The organism is Kribbella sp. NPDC050241 (genome assembly GCF_044459685.1).
In the GTDB taxonomy this organism is placed as follows: Bacteria; Actinomycetota; Actinomycetes; order Propionibacteriales; family Kribbellaceae; genus Kribbella.
In genome coordinates this window covers 598,129-613,052 of record NZ_JBITJE010000005.1, presented here as the reverse complement: position 1 = coordinate 613,052, position 14,924 = coordinate 598,129, and the positions used below count along the sequence as shown (strand labels likewise).

Annotated in this window: 14 protein-coding genes; 8 read left to right on the top strand and 6 right to left on the bottom strand. The window is 68.1% G+C overall.

From position 1 onward, the window contains the following. Positions 1 to 38 precede the first annotated feature (38 nt). Positions 39 to 1,874: a LamG-like jellyroll fold domain-containing protein gene (locus ACIBG5_RS26475; protein ID WP_396394117.1), complete on the top strand. Its 1,836-nt coding sequence runs from the start codon at positions 39 to 41 to the stop codon at positions 1,872 to 1,874. Here ACIBG5_RS26475 and ACIBG5_RS26470 read toward each other — a convergent pair. Both ACIBG5_RS26470 and miaB read right to left on the bottom strand, forming a co-directional pair. Continuing rightward, the gene (locus ACIBG5_RS26470) at positions 1,871 to 2,533 is read right to left on the bottom strand and encodes a phosphotransferase (RefSeq protein WP_396394116.1); all 663 of its coding nucleotides are present in this window, start codon (positions 2,531 to 2,533) and stop codon (positions 1,871 to 1,873) included. The two genes, ACIBG5_RS26475 and ACIBG5_RS26470, sit on opposite strands and share 4 nt — an antisense overlap. Continuing rightward, positions 2,530 to 4,002 carry a tRNA (N6-isopentenyl adenosine(37)-C2)-methylthiotransferase MiaB gene (gene miaB / locus ACIBG5_RS26465; RefSeq protein WP_396394115.1) on the bottom strand — a complete coding sequence of 491 codons (1,473 nt, stop codon included), beginning with the start codon at positions 4,000 to 4,002 and terminating at the stop codon, positions 2,530 to 2,532. The genes ACIBG5_RS26470 and miaB overlap by 4 nt, the downstream gene beginning before the upstream one ends. A 101-nt stretch (positions 4,003 to 4,103) precedes the next feature. Here miaB and ACIBG5_RS26460 point away from each other — a divergent pair, with 101 nt between their 5' ends. The 5 genes from ACIBG5_RS26460 to ACIBG5_RS26440 all read left to right on the top strand — a co-directional run bounded on the left by ACIBG5_RS26460 (position 4,104) and on the right by ACIBG5_RS26440 (position 9,108). Further along, a complete protein-coding gene (locus ACIBG5_RS26460; RefSeq protein WP_396394114.1) occupies positions 4,104 to 5,654 on the top strand; it encodes an amidohydrolase family protein in 1,551 nt (516 codons plus the stop codon). 121 nt (positions 5,655 to 5,775) lie between these two features. Next, on the top strand, positions 5,776 to 6,537 hold the full coding sequence (locus ACIBG5_RS26455; protein ID WP_396394113.1) for an amino acid ABC transporter ATP-binding protein: 762 nt from the start codon (positions 5,776 to 5,778) through the stop codon (positions 6,535 to 6,537). 50 nt (positions 6,538 to 6,587) lie between these two features. Beyond that, the gene (locus ACIBG5_RS26450) at positions 6,588 to 7,430 is read left to right on the top strand and encodes a glutamate ABC transporter substrate-binding protein (protein WP_396394112.1); all 843 of its coding nucleotides are present in this window, start codon (positions 6,588 to 6,590) and stop codon (positions 7,428 to 7,430) included. A gap of 80 nt (positions 7,431 to 7,510) precedes the next feature. Then, complete coding sequence (locus ACIBG5_RS26445; RefSeq protein WP_396394111.1) at positions 7,511 to 8,200, top strand: amino acid ABC transporter permease; 690 nt, start codon at positions 7,511 to 7,513, stop codon at positions 8,198 to 8,200. Then, the gene (locus ACIBG5_RS26440) at positions 8,197 to 9,108 is read left to right on the top strand and encodes an amino acid ABC transporter permease (protein ID WP_396394110.1); all 912 of its coding nucleotides are present in this window, start codon (positions 8,197 to 8,199) and stop codon (positions 9,106 to 9,108) included. Before ACIBG5_RS26445 ends, ACIBG5_RS26440 begins: the two co-directional genes overlap by 4 nt. Before the next feature lie 62 nt (positions 9,109 to 9,170). Here the strand turns inward: ACIBG5_RS26440 and ACIBG5_RS26435 are convergent, their stop codons facing one another. After that, positions 9,171 to 10,460: an aspartate aminotransferase family protein gene (locus ACIBG5_RS26435; protein WP_396394109.1), complete on the bottom strand. Its 1,290-nt coding sequence runs from the start codon at positions 10,458 to 10,460 to the stop codon at positions 9,171 to 9,173. Between the two features lie 66 nt (positions 10,461 to 10,526). Here ACIBG5_RS26435 and ACIBG5_RS26430 point away from each other — a divergent pair, with 66 nt between their 5' ends. Further along, entirely contained in the window at positions 10,527 to 11,621 is a 1,095-nt protein-coding gene (locus ACIBG5_RS26430; protein WP_396394108.1) for an LOG family protein, read from the top strand. Here the strand turns inward: ACIBG5_RS26430 and ACIBG5_RS26425 are convergent. Next, the gene (locus ACIBG5_RS26425; RefSeq protein WP_396394107.1) at positions 11,614 to 12,075 is read right to left on the bottom strand and encodes a GNAT family N-acetyltransferase; all 462 of its coding nucleotides are present in this window, start codon (positions 12,073 to 12,075) and stop codon (positions 11,614 to 11,616) included. The two genes, ACIBG5_RS26430 and ACIBG5_RS26425, sit on opposite strands and share 8 nt — an antisense overlap. A 39-nt stretch (positions 12,076 to 12,114) precedes the next feature. On the opposite strand from ACIBG5_RS26425, the gene ACIBG5_RS26420 reads away from it, so the two are divergent. Beyond that, positions 12,115 to 12,819: an alpha/beta fold hydrolase gene (locus ACIBG5_RS26420; protein ID WP_396394106.1), complete on the top strand. Its 705-nt coding sequence runs from the start codon at positions 12,115 to 12,117 to the stop codon at positions 12,817 to 12,819. 5 nt (positions 12,820 to 12,824) lie between these two features. Here ACIBG5_RS26420 and rlmN read toward each other — a convergent pair whose 3' ends face one another. Together rlmN and ACIBG5_RS26410 are read right to left on the bottom strand one after the other, a co-directional pair. Continuing rightward, on the bottom strand, positions 12,825 to 13,946 hold the full coding sequence (gene rlmN / locus ACIBG5_RS26415) for a 23S rRNA (adenine(2503)-C(2))-methyltransferase RlmN (protein WP_396394105.1): 1,122 nt from the start codon (positions 13,944 to 13,946) through the stop codon (positions 12,825 to 12,827). Between the two features lie 67 nt (positions 13,947 to 14,013). Next, a complete protein-coding gene (locus ACIBG5_RS26410; RefSeq protein WP_396394104.1) occupies positions 14,014 to 14,916 on the bottom strand; it encodes a LysR family transcriptional regulator in 903 nt (300 codons plus the stop codon). Positions 14,917 to 14,924: the final 8 nt, after the last annotated feature.

The following is a 14,924-nucleotide window of genomic DNA, read 5'->3' as shown; positions in this document are numbered from 1 at the left end:
GAGTTCGCTGCGATGTCAGCGAGCTTCGGAGGCGAGCGATGGACGAGCGGTACGACGGGACGAGCCGGCGGCGACTGTTGCAGGCGGGTGCACTCGGCGCGGGTGCGGTGCTCGCATCGGGCACGCTGAGCACCGGAGGGGCCGCAGCGGCGGCGACCCAGGCAACCCAGGCGAGCAAGGCATCGGGCGGGCGGATCGACACCGAGCACCCGCGGTTCACGGTCGCCGTCGTGCCGGACACGCAGTACCAGTTCGACCTGGACCGCGGCGACCCGGCGCCGCTGACCGCGAGCTTCGAGTACCTGATCGACCAGCGCTCGGCCGAGAACATCGTCTTCACCGCGCACCTCGGTGACGTGGTCGAGAACGCGCAGGCGTCCGAGTTCGCCCAGGCGGACCCGGTGTTCAAGATCCTCGACCGGGCCCGGATGCCGTACTCCGTTCTCGCCGGCAACCACGACATCGACGCGTCGAAGGACGACACCCGCGGCGACTCGGCGTACTTGCAGACGTTCCCGCCGCAGCGGTTCCGGCGGATGGCGACGTACGGCGGCTCGACGCCGAACGGGTACAACTCGTACCACGTGTTCCGCGCAGCCGGGCGGCAATGGTTGCTGCTGGCAATGGACTGGCGGCCGTCGGACGCCAGCCTCGCCTGGGCGCGGGACGTGATCGCCAAACACCCGAAGCTGCCGGTCATCCTGACCACGCACGAGTTGGTGAACGCCGACCACGGCCGGCCGGTGGCGTACTTCACCGACCACGGCAACCGGGTCTGGGACCAGTTGGTGAACGGCAACGACCAGATCTTCCTCACGCTGAACGGCCACTTCTGGCCGCCTGGCCGGGTCGTCCGCCAGAACGCCGCCGGCCACGACGTACACCTGCACCTGACCAACTACCAGGACCGGTACTACGGCGGATCCGGGATGATCCGGCTCTACCACTTCGACCTGGCCCGGAACACGATCGACATCGAGACGATCGCGCCATGGCTCCTCGGCCAGGACCCGGCCAAGCGCAACGCGCTGGCCGAGGGCGATCTGGAGCTGACCGACGACACCAACCGGTTCAGCATCCCGATCGACTTCACCGAGCGGTTCGCCAGCTTCGACCCCGTCCCGGTCCGCCCCGCGCGGCCGGCCGCGCAACTCGTCATTCCGGGTACGGCGGCGTACTGGCGCTTCGACGGGCCGGTCACCGACAAGGTGGTCGACCACTCAGGCAAGGGCAACCACCTGACCCGCGTGCAACTGGCCGGCGATGGACCGCAGGCCTCGACGGAGTACCACCCGGATCAGCCCGGGCACGCCAGCTGGCTGTTCTCCGGCGGCAAGAACCCGGCCCGCGGCGGCTACCTGCGGACCGCCGACGGCGCGCCGCTCAACGCCCTCACCTTCACCAACGGCTACACGATCGAGGCGTTCGTGAAGCTGGCCGACGACGACGCCGACCACGCCTGGGAGGGCCTACTGAGCCGGATGGGCACCGGCGCGGATGCGGGCAAGACCGGCAGCGATCCGTCGGAGCCGGTGGTCAACCTTGCGTTCTCCGGCGGACGCCAACTGCAGTGGGCCGTGTACCCGCTCGACCGCAACGACACGTTCACCAACTGGGGCCACGAACAGGTCGCCGGACAGTGGTTCCACCTCGCGGTGGTCAACGACGGAAGGCACAGCACCTTGTACGTCGACTCGTCGCCGCTGCTCCGCAATCCGGCCACCACGTCCAACGGACTGGCGACCGCCGACAAGCCCTGGCTCCTGGGTGCGAACCACTACGCCAACGTGATCGAGCAGTCCTTCGCCGGCCACATCGGCGAGCTCCGCATCGTCACCCGCGCCCTCAAGCCGTCCCAGTTCCTGAACGCCTAGAGATGTGAGCGGATCAGGGCTTCCTGGGCCGGCAGCATCGCCAGCTCCTCGCTGGAGAGGGTGGGATTGTTGCTCCGAGCACGGAGCGCGGCGGGCAGACCGGGCGTCGGGTCGATGGAGTGTGCGAGGTAGCTGCCGAGAGCCTCGCGCAGGAGGGGTGACAGCTCCGCGAACGCCGGGTCGAGGGCGACCTGGGCGAAGATGATCGCGCTCATCGCGACGTCGAACTCCGCCGGTCCCTCCTCGGCGTTGCACCAGTCGATGACGACCGGACCATCGGTCGTCGCGATGACATTGAGCGGATGCAGATCGCCGTGCACGACGACCAGCCCGTCGGCACCGCTCGGAGGCGGGATCGCATGCAGCCGCCGGTGCAGGTCGGCGTGCAGTTCACCCAATTCGGTCGCGGTCAGCTGACCCGCGATCGCGGCGTCGCCCAGCGTCGGACCGTCGATCCGCTGCATCACCATGTCCGGCCCGTCGACCTCGAAGACCGTCGGCACCGGGTAGTCGTACTTCGCGACATGCCGCATGTACTCGGCCTCGTCGCGGACCGGATGCCCGTTGCGGTACCGCCGCAGTACCCGGCCGTCGCTCAGGGCGTAGACGTCCGCATCGCGCCCGTTGGCGAACGGCTCGGCGCCGGCTGGAAGCTTCATCCGACCTGGCACCCGCCGACCGCGGGCTCCAGCGGCTTCGCTCCGATCGTGGGCATGCCGAGCATCACTCCTGGTGTCGAGGCCGGTGCGTCCTGGGCTCGCTCCCAGGCGTCTCCGGCGCGCGTACGTCGTACTGCACCGAAGACATCCGCGACGAGGTGGTGTGGCGCGGCGTACGTGACCTCGACCGTTGCCATGTCACCCGGTCGCGGAGCCTCGACGCCCTCCGGCAGCGCGAAGTGGACGAGCCGGTTGTCCCGCGCGCGGCCGCTGAGTCGATGGGTGGCGGCGTCCTTGCGCCCCTCCCCCTCGGCAACGAGCACCTCGAGCGACCGGCCGACGGTCAACTTGTTCTCGTCCCAGGCCATGTCGTCCTGCAGCGCGACCAGACGTTCGTACCGATCCTGGACGACGTCGCGCGGGACCTGGTCCTCCATCGACTCCGCCGGCGTCCCGGGACGCTTCGAGTACTGGAAGGTGAACGCACCGGCGAACCGTGCCTGCCGGACCACGTCGAGCGTGCCCTGGAAGTCCTCCTCGGTCTCACCGGGGAAGCCGACGATGATGTCGGTGGTGATCGCGGCGTCGGGCATCGCGGCCCGCACGTCCTCGATGATCTTCAGATACCGATCGCGACGGTACGAGCGCCGCATGGCCTTCAGAACCCGGTCCGAGCCGGACTGCAGCGGCATGTGCAGCGAGGGCATCACGTTCGGCGTCTCGGCCATCGCCTCGATCACGTCCGCGGTGAAGTCACGCGGGTGCGGCGAGGTGAACCGGACCCGCTCCAGTCCGTCGATCGTGCCGCAGGCCCGGAGCAGTTTGCCGAAGGCGTAGCGGTCGCCGAACTCGACGCCGTACGAGTTCACGTTCTGGCCGAGCAGGGTCACCTCCAGCACGCCCTCGGCGACCAGCGCCTCGACCTCGGCGAGTACGTCGCCCGGCCGGCGATCCTTCTCCCGGCCGCGCAGCGACGGCACGATGCAGAACGTGCACGTGTTGTTGCAGCCGACGCTCACCGACACCCACGCCGAGTACGGCGACTCACGCCGGGTCGGCAGCGTGGACGGGAACACCTCGAGCGCCTCGAGGATCTCGACCTGCGACTCCTGCTCCACCCGCGCGCGCTCCAGCAACGCCGGAAGCGAGCCGATGTTGTGGGTGCCGAAGACGACGTCCACCCACGGCGCCTTCTTGGTGATGCTGGCCTTGTCCTTCTGCGCCAGACACCCACCGACGGCGATCTGCATGCCCGGCGTCTTGGCCTTCACCGGCGCCAGGTGACCGAGATTGCCGTACAGCTTGTTGTCGGCGTTCTCCCGGACCGCGCAGGTGTTGAAGACGACCACGTCGGCCTGATCACCCTCGGGCGCGCGGACGTAGCCCGCGTCCTCCAGCAGCCCGCGCAGCCGCTCGGAGTCGTGAACATTCATCTGGCACCCGTAGGTGCGGACCTCATAAGTACGCATGACAGCCACCTAGAGTACGTGCCGCGGTAGACATTTCCCTACCTGGGTTTGGGTCCTTGTAACCCCTGACCGGCGGGTGCGCGGCGAGAATAGTGAGGGGCATGAACAGTTCTCGTCGCCAGTTCCTCGCCCGTACCGCCGCCGGCGCCGCCGTGATCGCCGGGGGCTCCTTCACCGCCACCACCGCGTCAGCCCTCGTGAAGCCCTCGGTGAACTCCTTGGGTACGACGCCGATCACCGCCTTCACCAACGCCACCGTCATCGATGTCGCCACCGGACGCCGGGACCGCAACCAGACCGTCCTGATCAGCGGCGACCGCATCATCGGCGTCGGCCGTAACCTCCCGGTCCCCCGCGGCGCCGTCCGGATCGACCTGACCGGCAAGTTCGTCATCCCCGGCCTGGCCGACATGCACGTGCACAGCCTGGGCGACGAGCGGGTGTCTCCCCCGCTGTACCTCGCCAACGGGCTGACCATGGTCCGCGAGATGGCCGGCACCGATCCGGCCTTGTACGACTGGCGTGACCGGATCGACGCCGGCACGCTGCTCGGCCCGCGGATGGTCGTGGCCAGCCAGATCATCGACGGCGATCCGACCCTGTGGGACCCGAACCTGCTGCATGTCCTGGTCGTCGAGGACGCTGCCGCCGCGCGGGCCGCCGTACGCCAGGTCAAGGCCGAAGGCGCCGACTTCGTGAAGGTCTACTCGCGGCTCGGCCGGCCGGCGTACGCCGCCATCCTCGACGAGGCGCGCAGGGTCGGCCTGACGGTGCACGGCCACGGTCCCGACGAGCTCACCTCGAAGGAGGTCAGCAACGCCGGCCAACGCAGCATCGAGCACATCCACTCACTCGGCCTGTCCGTCTCCACCCGCGAGGCCGAGGTACGCCGGATGGTCCGCGCGATCAGCGTGAAGACCGGCGACTACAACGCGTGGTTCCGGCAGATGCACCCGATCGAGTGGATCGCCGCGAACACCTTCAGCCCGAGCCGGGCCGCCGATGTCTTCGGCATGCTGCGGCGCAACCGCACCCGGGTGACGCCGACGCTGACCATGCACAACGTGCTGGACCGGCCTGACTACACCGCCCTCGACCCGGCGACCACGAAGTACCTGAGCGCGGACTCGATCGGAACCTACGACTACGTGATGGAGAACCTCTACAAGGCCAACCGGACCGCGGAGGAGATCTCGCACCAGCGGCAGATGTGGGAGTGGCGGCAGCGCTTCGCCCACGAACTTCTTGCCCACGACGTCCCAATCCTGGCCGGCACCGACACAGGTACGCCGTACTCCGTCCCGGGTTTCGCTCTGCACGACGAATTGGAGCATCTCGTCCAGGCCGGCGCCACCCCGCGACAGGCCCTGCACGCGGCCACCGTCGAGCCGGCCAGGTTCCTCGGACTCGGCAACGATCTCGGCTCGGTCGAACCCCGCAAGATCGCGGATCTCGTTGTATTGGAGGCCGATCCACTGAAGGACATCCGCAACACGCGACGGATCCATTCGGTCGTCACTCGCGGCCGGGTGATCTCGCCGGCCGCCCGTCAGAGCATGCTGGCCGACGTCGAGGCGGCGGTCCAGGAGCCGCCGTCGGCCGCAGCGATCGCTGCAAGTGGCTGTTGCGGAACAGGGGTTAATGGACACTGAAGCGCAGATCATGCGGGCTGTGACCAGTCGGTCACAGCCCGCTCCGCTTTGTTGCAGATCGTTACCACCGTGGAACCGGGGCGTCGTTTGTCCGTGCCCCCCACTCCAGTAGGTTCTGGCCATGAGCGATTCCGGAACCTTGACGAAAACCGGCCTGGTCGCCCTGACCGATGTCAACAAGCATTTCGGTGACCTGCACGTCCTGAAGGACATCAACCTGTCCATCGCCAAGGGCGAGGTCGTCGTGGTGATCGGTCCGTCCGGATCCGGCAAATCGACGCTCTGCCGCGCGATCAACCGGCTGGAGCCCATCGACTCCGGCACGATCACCCTGGACGGCCAGCCGCTGCCCAGCGAGGGCAAGGCCCTGGCCCGGCTCCGCGCCGACGTCGGCATGGTGTTCCAGTCGTTCAACCTGTTCGCGCACAAGACGATCCTGCAGAACGTCACCCTCGGCCCGAGCAAGGTGCGTGGCCAGTCCAAGTCCGGGGCCGAGGAGAAGGCCCGAGGGCTCTTGGAGCGGGTCGGCGTCACCGCCCAGGCCGACAAGTACCCGGCCCAACTGTCCGGCGGTCAGCAGCAGCGGGTGGCGATCGCCCGCGCGCTGGCCATGGATCCCAAGGTGATGCTGTTCGACGAGCCGACCTCGGCCCTGGACCCCGAGATGATCAAAGAGGTCCTGGACGTGATGGTCGACCTGGCCGGGCAGAGCATGACGATGATCGTCGTCACGCACGAGATGGGCTTCGCCCGCCGCGCGGCGAACCGGGTCGTGTTCATGGCCGACGGCCAGATCGTCGAGGAGGCCGAGCCGGAGCGGTTCTTCACCGATCCGCAGACCAAGCGGGCCCAGGACTTCCTGTCGAAGATCCTGACCCACTGACCGTCCACAACGCCGTCCCAGCGCAGTACTGATCAACGGAGGAAAAGACAATGCGACAGCGAATCATCGCTGCCCTCGGCATCGCGGGCCTGGCGGCGACCGGACTGGTTGCCTGTGGCGACGACACGAACTCCAGCTCCGGCTCCGGCGCCAGCGGTGGCGAGAAGGTCACCATCGGCATCAAGTTCGACCAGCCGGGTCTCGGCCTGAAGGAGGGCGCGGACTACACCGGCATGGACGTCGATGTCGCGAAGTACGTCGCCAAGGAGCTCGGATACGGCGACATCACGTTCAAGGAGTCCCCGTCGGCCCAGCGCGAGACGCTGCTGGCCAACGGTCAGGTCAAGATGATCTTCGCGACCTACTCCATCACCGACAAGCGCAAGGAGAAGGTCTCCTTCGGCGGTCCGTACATGGTGGCCGGCCAGGACCTGCTGGTCCGCTCCGACAACACCGACATCACCGGACCGGAGTCGCTGGGCGGCAAGAAGCTGTGCTCGGTGACCGGCTCCACCTCGGCGCAGAAGGTCAAGGACCAGTTCGCCGACACGGTGCAGCTGCAGGAGTACGACACCTACTCCAAGTGTGTCGAGGCCCTCGGCGCCGGCGCGATCGACGCGCTCACCACCGACAACACCATCCTGGCCGGCTACGCCGCGCAGGAAGCCAACAAGGGCAAGTTCAAGGTGGTCGGCAAGACCTTCTCGACCGAGCGCTACGGCGTCGGCCTGAAGAAGGGCGACACCGAGACCTGCACCAAGGTCAACGACGCGCTGAAGAAGATGGTCGACTCCGGCGAGTGGCAGAAGGCCTTCGACAAGAACCTCGGCCAGGCCGGTCTGACGCTGGACAAGGCCACCAACCCGCCGAAGACTTTCGACGCCTGCGCCTGACCTAGCATGCTCCGGGGAGGGACCGTCCGCGGTCCCTCCCCGGTGTGCTGGTCTCCGCCTCGTTCCCCAGCAGGAGAATCATGGACGTGATATCGGAGTTCTTCTCCGAGTACGACGGTCTGCAAGCGTTCCGGACGACCATCTACCTCACGCTGCTGTCGGCACTGTTCGCACTGCTGATCGGCACGGTGGTGGCGGTGATGCGGGTCTCCCCGGTCCGAGTGCTGCAGATCATCGGCACCGCCTACGTGAACATCGTCCGGAACACACCGCTGACGCTGGTCATCGTGTTCTGCAACCTCGGGCTGTTCCTGCAGCTCGGCGTCTCGCTGGCGAACAAGGACTCGAACACCTTCATCACCGACAACAACTTCCGGCTGGCCGTCCTCGGTCTGTCGGTGTACCACGCGTCCTTCGTCGCCGAGGCGATCCGTAGCGGCGTGAACACCGTCCCGCTCGGCCAGGCCGAGGCGGCCCGGGCGATCGGCCTGCCGTTCCTGAAGACGCTGTGGTACGTCGTCCTGCCGCAGGCGTTCCGCGGCGCCATCGCACCGCTCGGCAACGTGCTGATCGCGCTGACCAAGAACTCGACGGTTGCCTCGGTCATCGGCGTGACCGAAGCATCTGCGGTGATGAAGGTGATGATGGAGGACCGTCCGGACGTGCTCTTCGTCGTGTTCGGCATCTTCGCGGTCGGCTTCGTGATCCTGACCCTGCCGATCGGCATCCTGTTCACCTCGATGTCGAAGCGACTGGCGGTGAAGCGATGAGCGGCACCGTCCTGTTCGACGCGCCCGGCCCGCGCGCCAAGCGCCTGTACGCCGCGGTCGGCGTCGCCAGCGTCCTGATCCTGCTGCTGGCGCTGTGGTTCGTGATCGACAAGCTCAACGAGAAGGGACAGCTCACCGCGGCGAAGTGGGAGCCGTTCCTGACCGGTGAGATCTGGACCGAGTACCTGATCCCCGGCCTGATCGGCACGCTCACCGCGGCCGCGATCTCGGTCGTCTTCGCGATGGTCCTCGGCATCCTGCTCGGTGTCGGCCGGCTGTCCACCCAGGTCTGGATCCGGTGGCCCAGCAGCATCGTCGTGGAGTTCTTCCGCGCGGTACCGGTGCTGTTGATGATGTTGTTCACGTACGCCTTGTACGCGAACTACGACCTGTTCCCGCCGGATCGGCTCGCTCTGGCCGCCGTCGTCACCGCTCTCACGCTGTACAACGGCGCGGTGGTCGCCGAACTGGTCCGCTCCGGGGTGTACTCCCTGCCGAAGGGGCAGAGCGAGGCCGCGATGGCGATCGGCCTGACCACCGGGAAGTCGATGCGGATGATCCTGTTGCCGCAGGCAATCACCGCGATGCTGCCGGCGATCGTCGGCCAGCTGGTGGTGATCCTGAAGGACACCGCGCTCGGCTACATCATCACCTACGAGGAACTGCTCCGGAAAGCCGAGCAGATCGGCAACTACAAGTCGAACCTGCTCCCGGCGCTGATCGTCGTGGGCGCGATCTTCGTGATCATCAACTACCTGCTGAGCCTGCTCGCACAGCGGGTCGAGCGCCTGATGCGCCGCCGCGGCCGCTCCGCCGGCGGTCCGCTGACGGCCGAACCGCTCGACCAGTCCGCCGTCGGCACCACCGAGGCGCTGACCATGGGCGACGGGCCACCCTCGGCCAACTGATCACGCGAAAGGGTCCCGGGAAGCAATTCCCCGGGACCCTTTTCGTTTGCTCGAGAAGCTCCTCAGCGCAGGGTGTTGAAGGAGTCGCGGATGATCTCGAGGGCTTCGGTGGCCTCGTCCTCGGTCAACGTCATCGGTGGCGCCATCCGGAGGACGTTGCCGTACAGGCCACCCTTGCCGACCAGGAGACCCCGGTTCTTGGTCTCCTGCTGGAGTTTGGCGGTGGTGGCCGGGTCGGGGCTGTTGTCGTCCGGCTTGACGATCTCGGCGGCCAGCATCAGGCCCTTGCCGCGGACGTCGCCGAGCTCGAGGAACTCCTCGGAGATGCCGCGCAGGCCGTCGACCAGTTGCGAGCCGCGCTTGGCCGCGTTCGCCTGCAGGTCGTGGTCGAGCAGGTAGTCCAGCGTCGCCTTCGCCGCGCTGGTGGAGATCGGGTTGCCGCCGAACGTCGACAGCGAGTTGGCGCTCAGGCTGTCCATCAGCTCCGGCGTCGCGACCACACCGCCGATCGCGAACCCGTTGCCGAGGCCCTTGGCGAACGTCATCGCGTCCGGCACCATGTCGTGCGCCTGGATCCCCCAGAAGTGCTCGCCGGTGCGGCCCCAGCCGGTCTGCACCTCGTCGGAGATGAACAGGATGCCGTACTCGTCCAAGACCTCCTTGAAGGCGGCGTACAGGCCGTCAGGGCCGGACGAGAAGCCGCCGACGCCCTGGATCGGCTCGGCGATCAGGCACGCGACGTCGCCCGCGGTCGTGGTCTCGATGACGTTGCGCAGATCGTCGACGCAGACCTTGATGTAGGCCGCGTCGGGCAGGTCACGGAACGGGCTGCGGTACCGGTAAGCACCTTGCACGTATTGGACGTTGACCGGTGACAGGCTGCTCGCGGACCAGCCGCGGTTGCCGGTGATGGCGACCGTGCCGAAACCGCGGCCGTGGTAGGAGTTGCGCATCGCCAGCACCTGGTTGGACCGGCGCCGCTGGGTGGCCAGCATCAGGGCCGCCTCGTTCGCCTCGGTGCCGGAGTTGGTGAAGAAGACCTTGGCGTTCGGGATCCCGGACAGCTGCGCGATCTGCTCGGCCAGCTCGATCTGCTTGCGGATCAGGTAGACCGTCGAGGTGTGCGCGATACCGGTGGCCAGTTGCTCACGCACCGCGTCGGAGATCTCCGCGATGTCGTAGCCGATCGCGTTGGTCAGGATGCCGGCGAAGAAGTCGAGATAGGTGGCACCTTGGCCGTCGGTCACCCGGCGGCCCGATCCCTGCACGATCTCGATCGGCTCCTCGTAGTACAACGCGAGCCAGTCCGGCATGACGGCCTTGTGACGCTCCCAGAGCTCCGCATGTGTCATGCCTAAGCATTACCTCATCGCGTCGCTCGCTCATAGTGGGCTTCTATGACGGTTAAGGTGCTCTGCGTGACATTGCCGAGCATCCCGCACGTGGACATCGAATCCTTGGCGCATTTCGACCGGATCGTGGCGGCGGGCGCCACCTCGATGGCGGGCTGGCGGGTTCAGTCGGTCGACCTGACCGGCCGGACGGCGGAGCTGCTCGGGCTGAGCCCGATGGGCTCCCTGTTCCTCGGCTGCGTGCTGGAGGAGAAGGCCGACGCCTGGATCCGCGACGGCGGCGGGCTCGTGTTCCCGGCGATCCCGTCCCTGCCCTTCGACGCCTACCGCGGCACGCTGTACGACGCCGAGGAGCTCTACGCCGACCTCGAGAACGGGTACGACGCCACACCGGACGCGCGGATCTACGCATGGTCCCGGCAGCACGACGAGAAGGGCGACACCAGCCGGACCCTCGCGGCCGCCCTGCACGACCACTCCATCGCCGACGCGCTCCACGAGTTGCCCACCGACCAGCCGTGGATCGGTGTCATGGGCGGACACGGTGTCGCCCGCGGGAGTACGTCGTACCGGTCGGCCGTCATGCTCGGGCGCAGCCTCGCCCGGACGGGCCGCACCGTGGTGACCGGCGGCGGTCCTGGCGCCATGGAGGCGGCGAACCTCGGTGCATCCCTGTCCGGGTACGACGAGTCCGCCGTCGACACCGCACTGGCCGCGCTGGCCGCCGTACCGTCGTTCAAACCCTCGGTGGCCGAGTGGGCCGCCGTGGGGCTCCGCGTACGGCGTGAGTTCCCCGGCGCCGGCGGGGTGTCGATCCCGACGTGGTTCTACGGGCACGAGCCACCGAACGTGTTCGCGTCGTCGATCGCCAAGTACTTCTCCAACGCCCAGCGGGAGGACGTGCTGCTCAGCCGGGCGAAGGGCGGGATCGTCTACCTCCCCGGCGCGGCCGGAACGGTGCAGGAGGTCTTCCAGGCGGTGACACCGAACTACTACGGCGATCCGGCGACCCAGATCCCGCTCATCCTCGTCGACGTCGAGCACTGGACCGTCAAGCTGCCGGTCTGGCCGCTGCTGCAGTCCCTGGCCGCGAAACGCGCGATGGCGACGTCACTCCACCTGGTCGACACCATCGACGAGGCGACCGCGCTGGTCAGCTGAGGACCCTGGTGAGCTTCACGTCCTCCTCCTCGAAGCCGAGGCTGCGGTAGAAGCCGCGTGCGGACATGTTGGCGGCGCCGGTGTCGAGCGTGATCGTGGTGACGCCAAAGCGACGTGCGTGGTCGGTCACAGCGTCGATCAGAGCGCGGCCGACGCCTTCGCCTTCGTGACTCGTGGACACCACGAGCTCACCGACGTACAGCTCCTGGTCACCGGACCAGTGCGTCCGCCGCTCGCCGGAGACGAAGCCGGCGACCACACCGTCCATCTCGGCGACGTACACGAAGCGGCCTGGTTCGGCGGCTCGCTCGACCGCTTCGACGACCCAGCCGGTGACAGCCGCACGCACTCCATCCGGTGAGCGCCAGCGGGCCACTCCCTCCATCAGTCGCGGCGCCAGGTCGAGCACCGCCTGCCGATCCTTCTCCTCGTACCGACGTACCTCACCACGCATGCCCCAAGTTTGTCGGAGGCTTGGTCTACCGTGCGCGGCATGACGAACTTCGTGTTGGTGCCAGGGGCGTGGCTCGGTGCGTGGGCATGGGACGAGGTGGCGGCAGGGCTGCGCGCGGAGGGGCACGGGGTTTATCCGGTGACGCTGAGCGGGCTGGCCGAGCGGCACGGTCCGGATTCCGCTCAGGTCGGACAGCAGCAACACGTCGACGACATCGTGGCGGTGATCGAGAGCCACGATCTGCGGGACGTCGTCCTCGCCGGGCACAGCTACTCCGGGATCCCGGTCGGCCAGGCCGCCGGGCGGATCGGCGACCGGCTGCGGCGAGTGGTGTACGTCGACTCGAACATCCCCGCCGACGGGAAGTCGTTCGTCGACGGCTGGTCCACCGAGGGACGCGCCTGGGTCGAGGGGCAGTTGGCCGAGTCCGGCGGGTTCTGGCCACCGCTCACCGCCGAGGACTACGCCGACCAGGATCTCTCCGACGAGGCGATAGCGCTGATCGTCGCTCGCAGTACGCCGCACCCCGGCCGGGCAATCTCGGAGCCGGCCCGACTGACCTGCCCGATCGGCGACCTGCCCACGACGTACCTCAAATGCCTGCTGGACGGCGCCACGCCTTCGGCAGACGTCGCCGAGCAGCTCAAGAGCCCGTCCTGGGAGCTGCTCGAGCTACCCACCGGCCACTGGCCGATGTTCTCCCAACCCGCAGCTCTCACCAAGCTGCTGGACGGGTTGGCCTGACGGGATCAGGACTTGTTGGCGGCGGCGAGCTGGCCGCAGGCTCCGTCGATCTCCTGGCCGCGGGTGTCGCGAACCGTGGTCGGGATGCCGCCGGCCTGGAGGCGGCGGACGAACTCGCGCTCGTCGGCCGGATCGGAGGCGGTCCACTTCGAGCCTGGGGTCGGGTTGAGCGGGATCAGGTTGACGTGCACCCAGCCCCAGTCGCCACGGGCGGCCAGCTTCTCCGCCAGCAGGTCCGCGCGCCAGGCGTGGTCGTTGATGTCACGGATCATCGCGTACTCGATCGAGACCCGGCGCTTCGTCTGCCGCGCGTACCCCCACGCCGCGTCGAGCACCTCGTCGACCTTCCACCGGTTGTTGATCGGCACCAACTCGTCGCGCAGCTCGTCGTCCGGCGCGTGCAGCGACAGCGCGAGCGTGACCGGGATGCCCTCGGTGGAGAGCTGGTTGATCCGCGGCACCAGGCCGACCGTCGACACGGTGACACCGCGCGCCGAGATCCCGAGGCCCTCCGGCGACGGGTCGGTGAACCGGCGGACGGCACCGATCACGGCCTTGTAGTTGGCCATCGGCTCGCCCATGCCCATGAACACGATGTTGTTGACCCGGCCCGGCCCGCCGGTGATCTCACCGCGGGACAGCGCCCGGGCACCGTCGACGACCTGCTCGACGATCTCCGCGGTCGTCATGTTCCGGGTCAGGCCGGCCTGACCGGTCGCGCAGAACGGGCACGCCATCCCACAGCCGGCCTGCGACGACACGCACATGGTGGTGCGGTCCGTGTACCGCATCAGGACGGACTCGACCAGCGAACCGTCCAGCAGCTTCCACAGCGTCTTGCGGGTCTGCCCGTTGTCGCACTCCAGGTCACGCACCCGGGTCAGCAGCGGTGGCATCAGCTCGGCCACCAGCTTGTCCCGGGTCGCGGCCGGAAGATCGGTCATCTCGGCCGGGTCGGACACCAGCCGGGAGAAGTAGTGGTTCGACAACTGCTTGGCCCGGAACGCGGGCTCGCCCAGCGCGGCCACCGCCGTACGCCGTTCCTCCCCGGTGAGATCGGCCAGATGCCGCGGCGGCTTCTTGGCACGGCGCGGTTCATCGAAAACAAGGGGAAGGGAGGTAGTCATAACCGACCTATTGTCGCCCGCCGCCCCGACCGTTCACAAATTCACATCCCATGACCCCTGTCACCCCTCAGCCGGTGGTGGTGATCTGACCGGACTCGGCCAGCTCGACCACCACGTCCCGGACGGCGAGCAGGATCGGCGACGGATTGGCGGGCAACCACACCATCTCCGTCGAGACGGTTTGACCGGCCACGGGGACGAAGACCACCCCGGTACGACGCAGGCTCTGCGCCGACCGGGCCAGTTTGGTCACCCCGACACCGGCTGCCACCATTCCGAGCAGCACCTGGACGCTCGAGTCGCGGTGCACCACGTTCGGCACGAATCCGGCCGCCCGGAACTCCTCGTCGTAGAAGTCGTGCCACGGTCCCCAGGAGCTCCGCGGAGTCAGAAGCCACGGGTCACCGGCCAACTCGGTGAGCTTCAGTTCGCTGCGGCCGGCCAGGGGATGCCCAGCCGGCAGCACCGCGCAGACTTCCTCAGCGATCAGCGTCCGGGTCGCCAGCGTGTCGACCAGCGGTGGTCGCGAGAAGGCGACGTCGTACCGGCCGCTGGTGATGCCCTCGACCAGCTGACTGATCGTGGTCTCCTCGGTCGACAGCCGCAGCTCGGGAAGGCGCTCGCGTACGGCCCGGACCACCGGCGGCAGCAGATAGTTCGCCGTCGTCGCCAGAAACGCCAGCCGCAGCTGCCCGGCCTCGCCACGGACTGCCTGGCCGACGACGCTCATCGCCGCATCCGCACGCGCCAGCACCGCTCGCGCCTCGGGAAGGAAGACCGCGCCGACCTCGGTCAGCGCCGTGCCCCGGCTGTCGCGGTCGAAGAGCTTCGCACCGACCATCCGCTCCAGCAACGTGATCTGCTGCGACAGGGACTGCTGCGCGATGGTCAGCCGCGCCGCCGCCCGGGTGAAGCTCGACTCCTCCGCCACCGCGACGAAGTACCGCAACTGCCGGAGCTCTGGGGTCACAGGCCCAG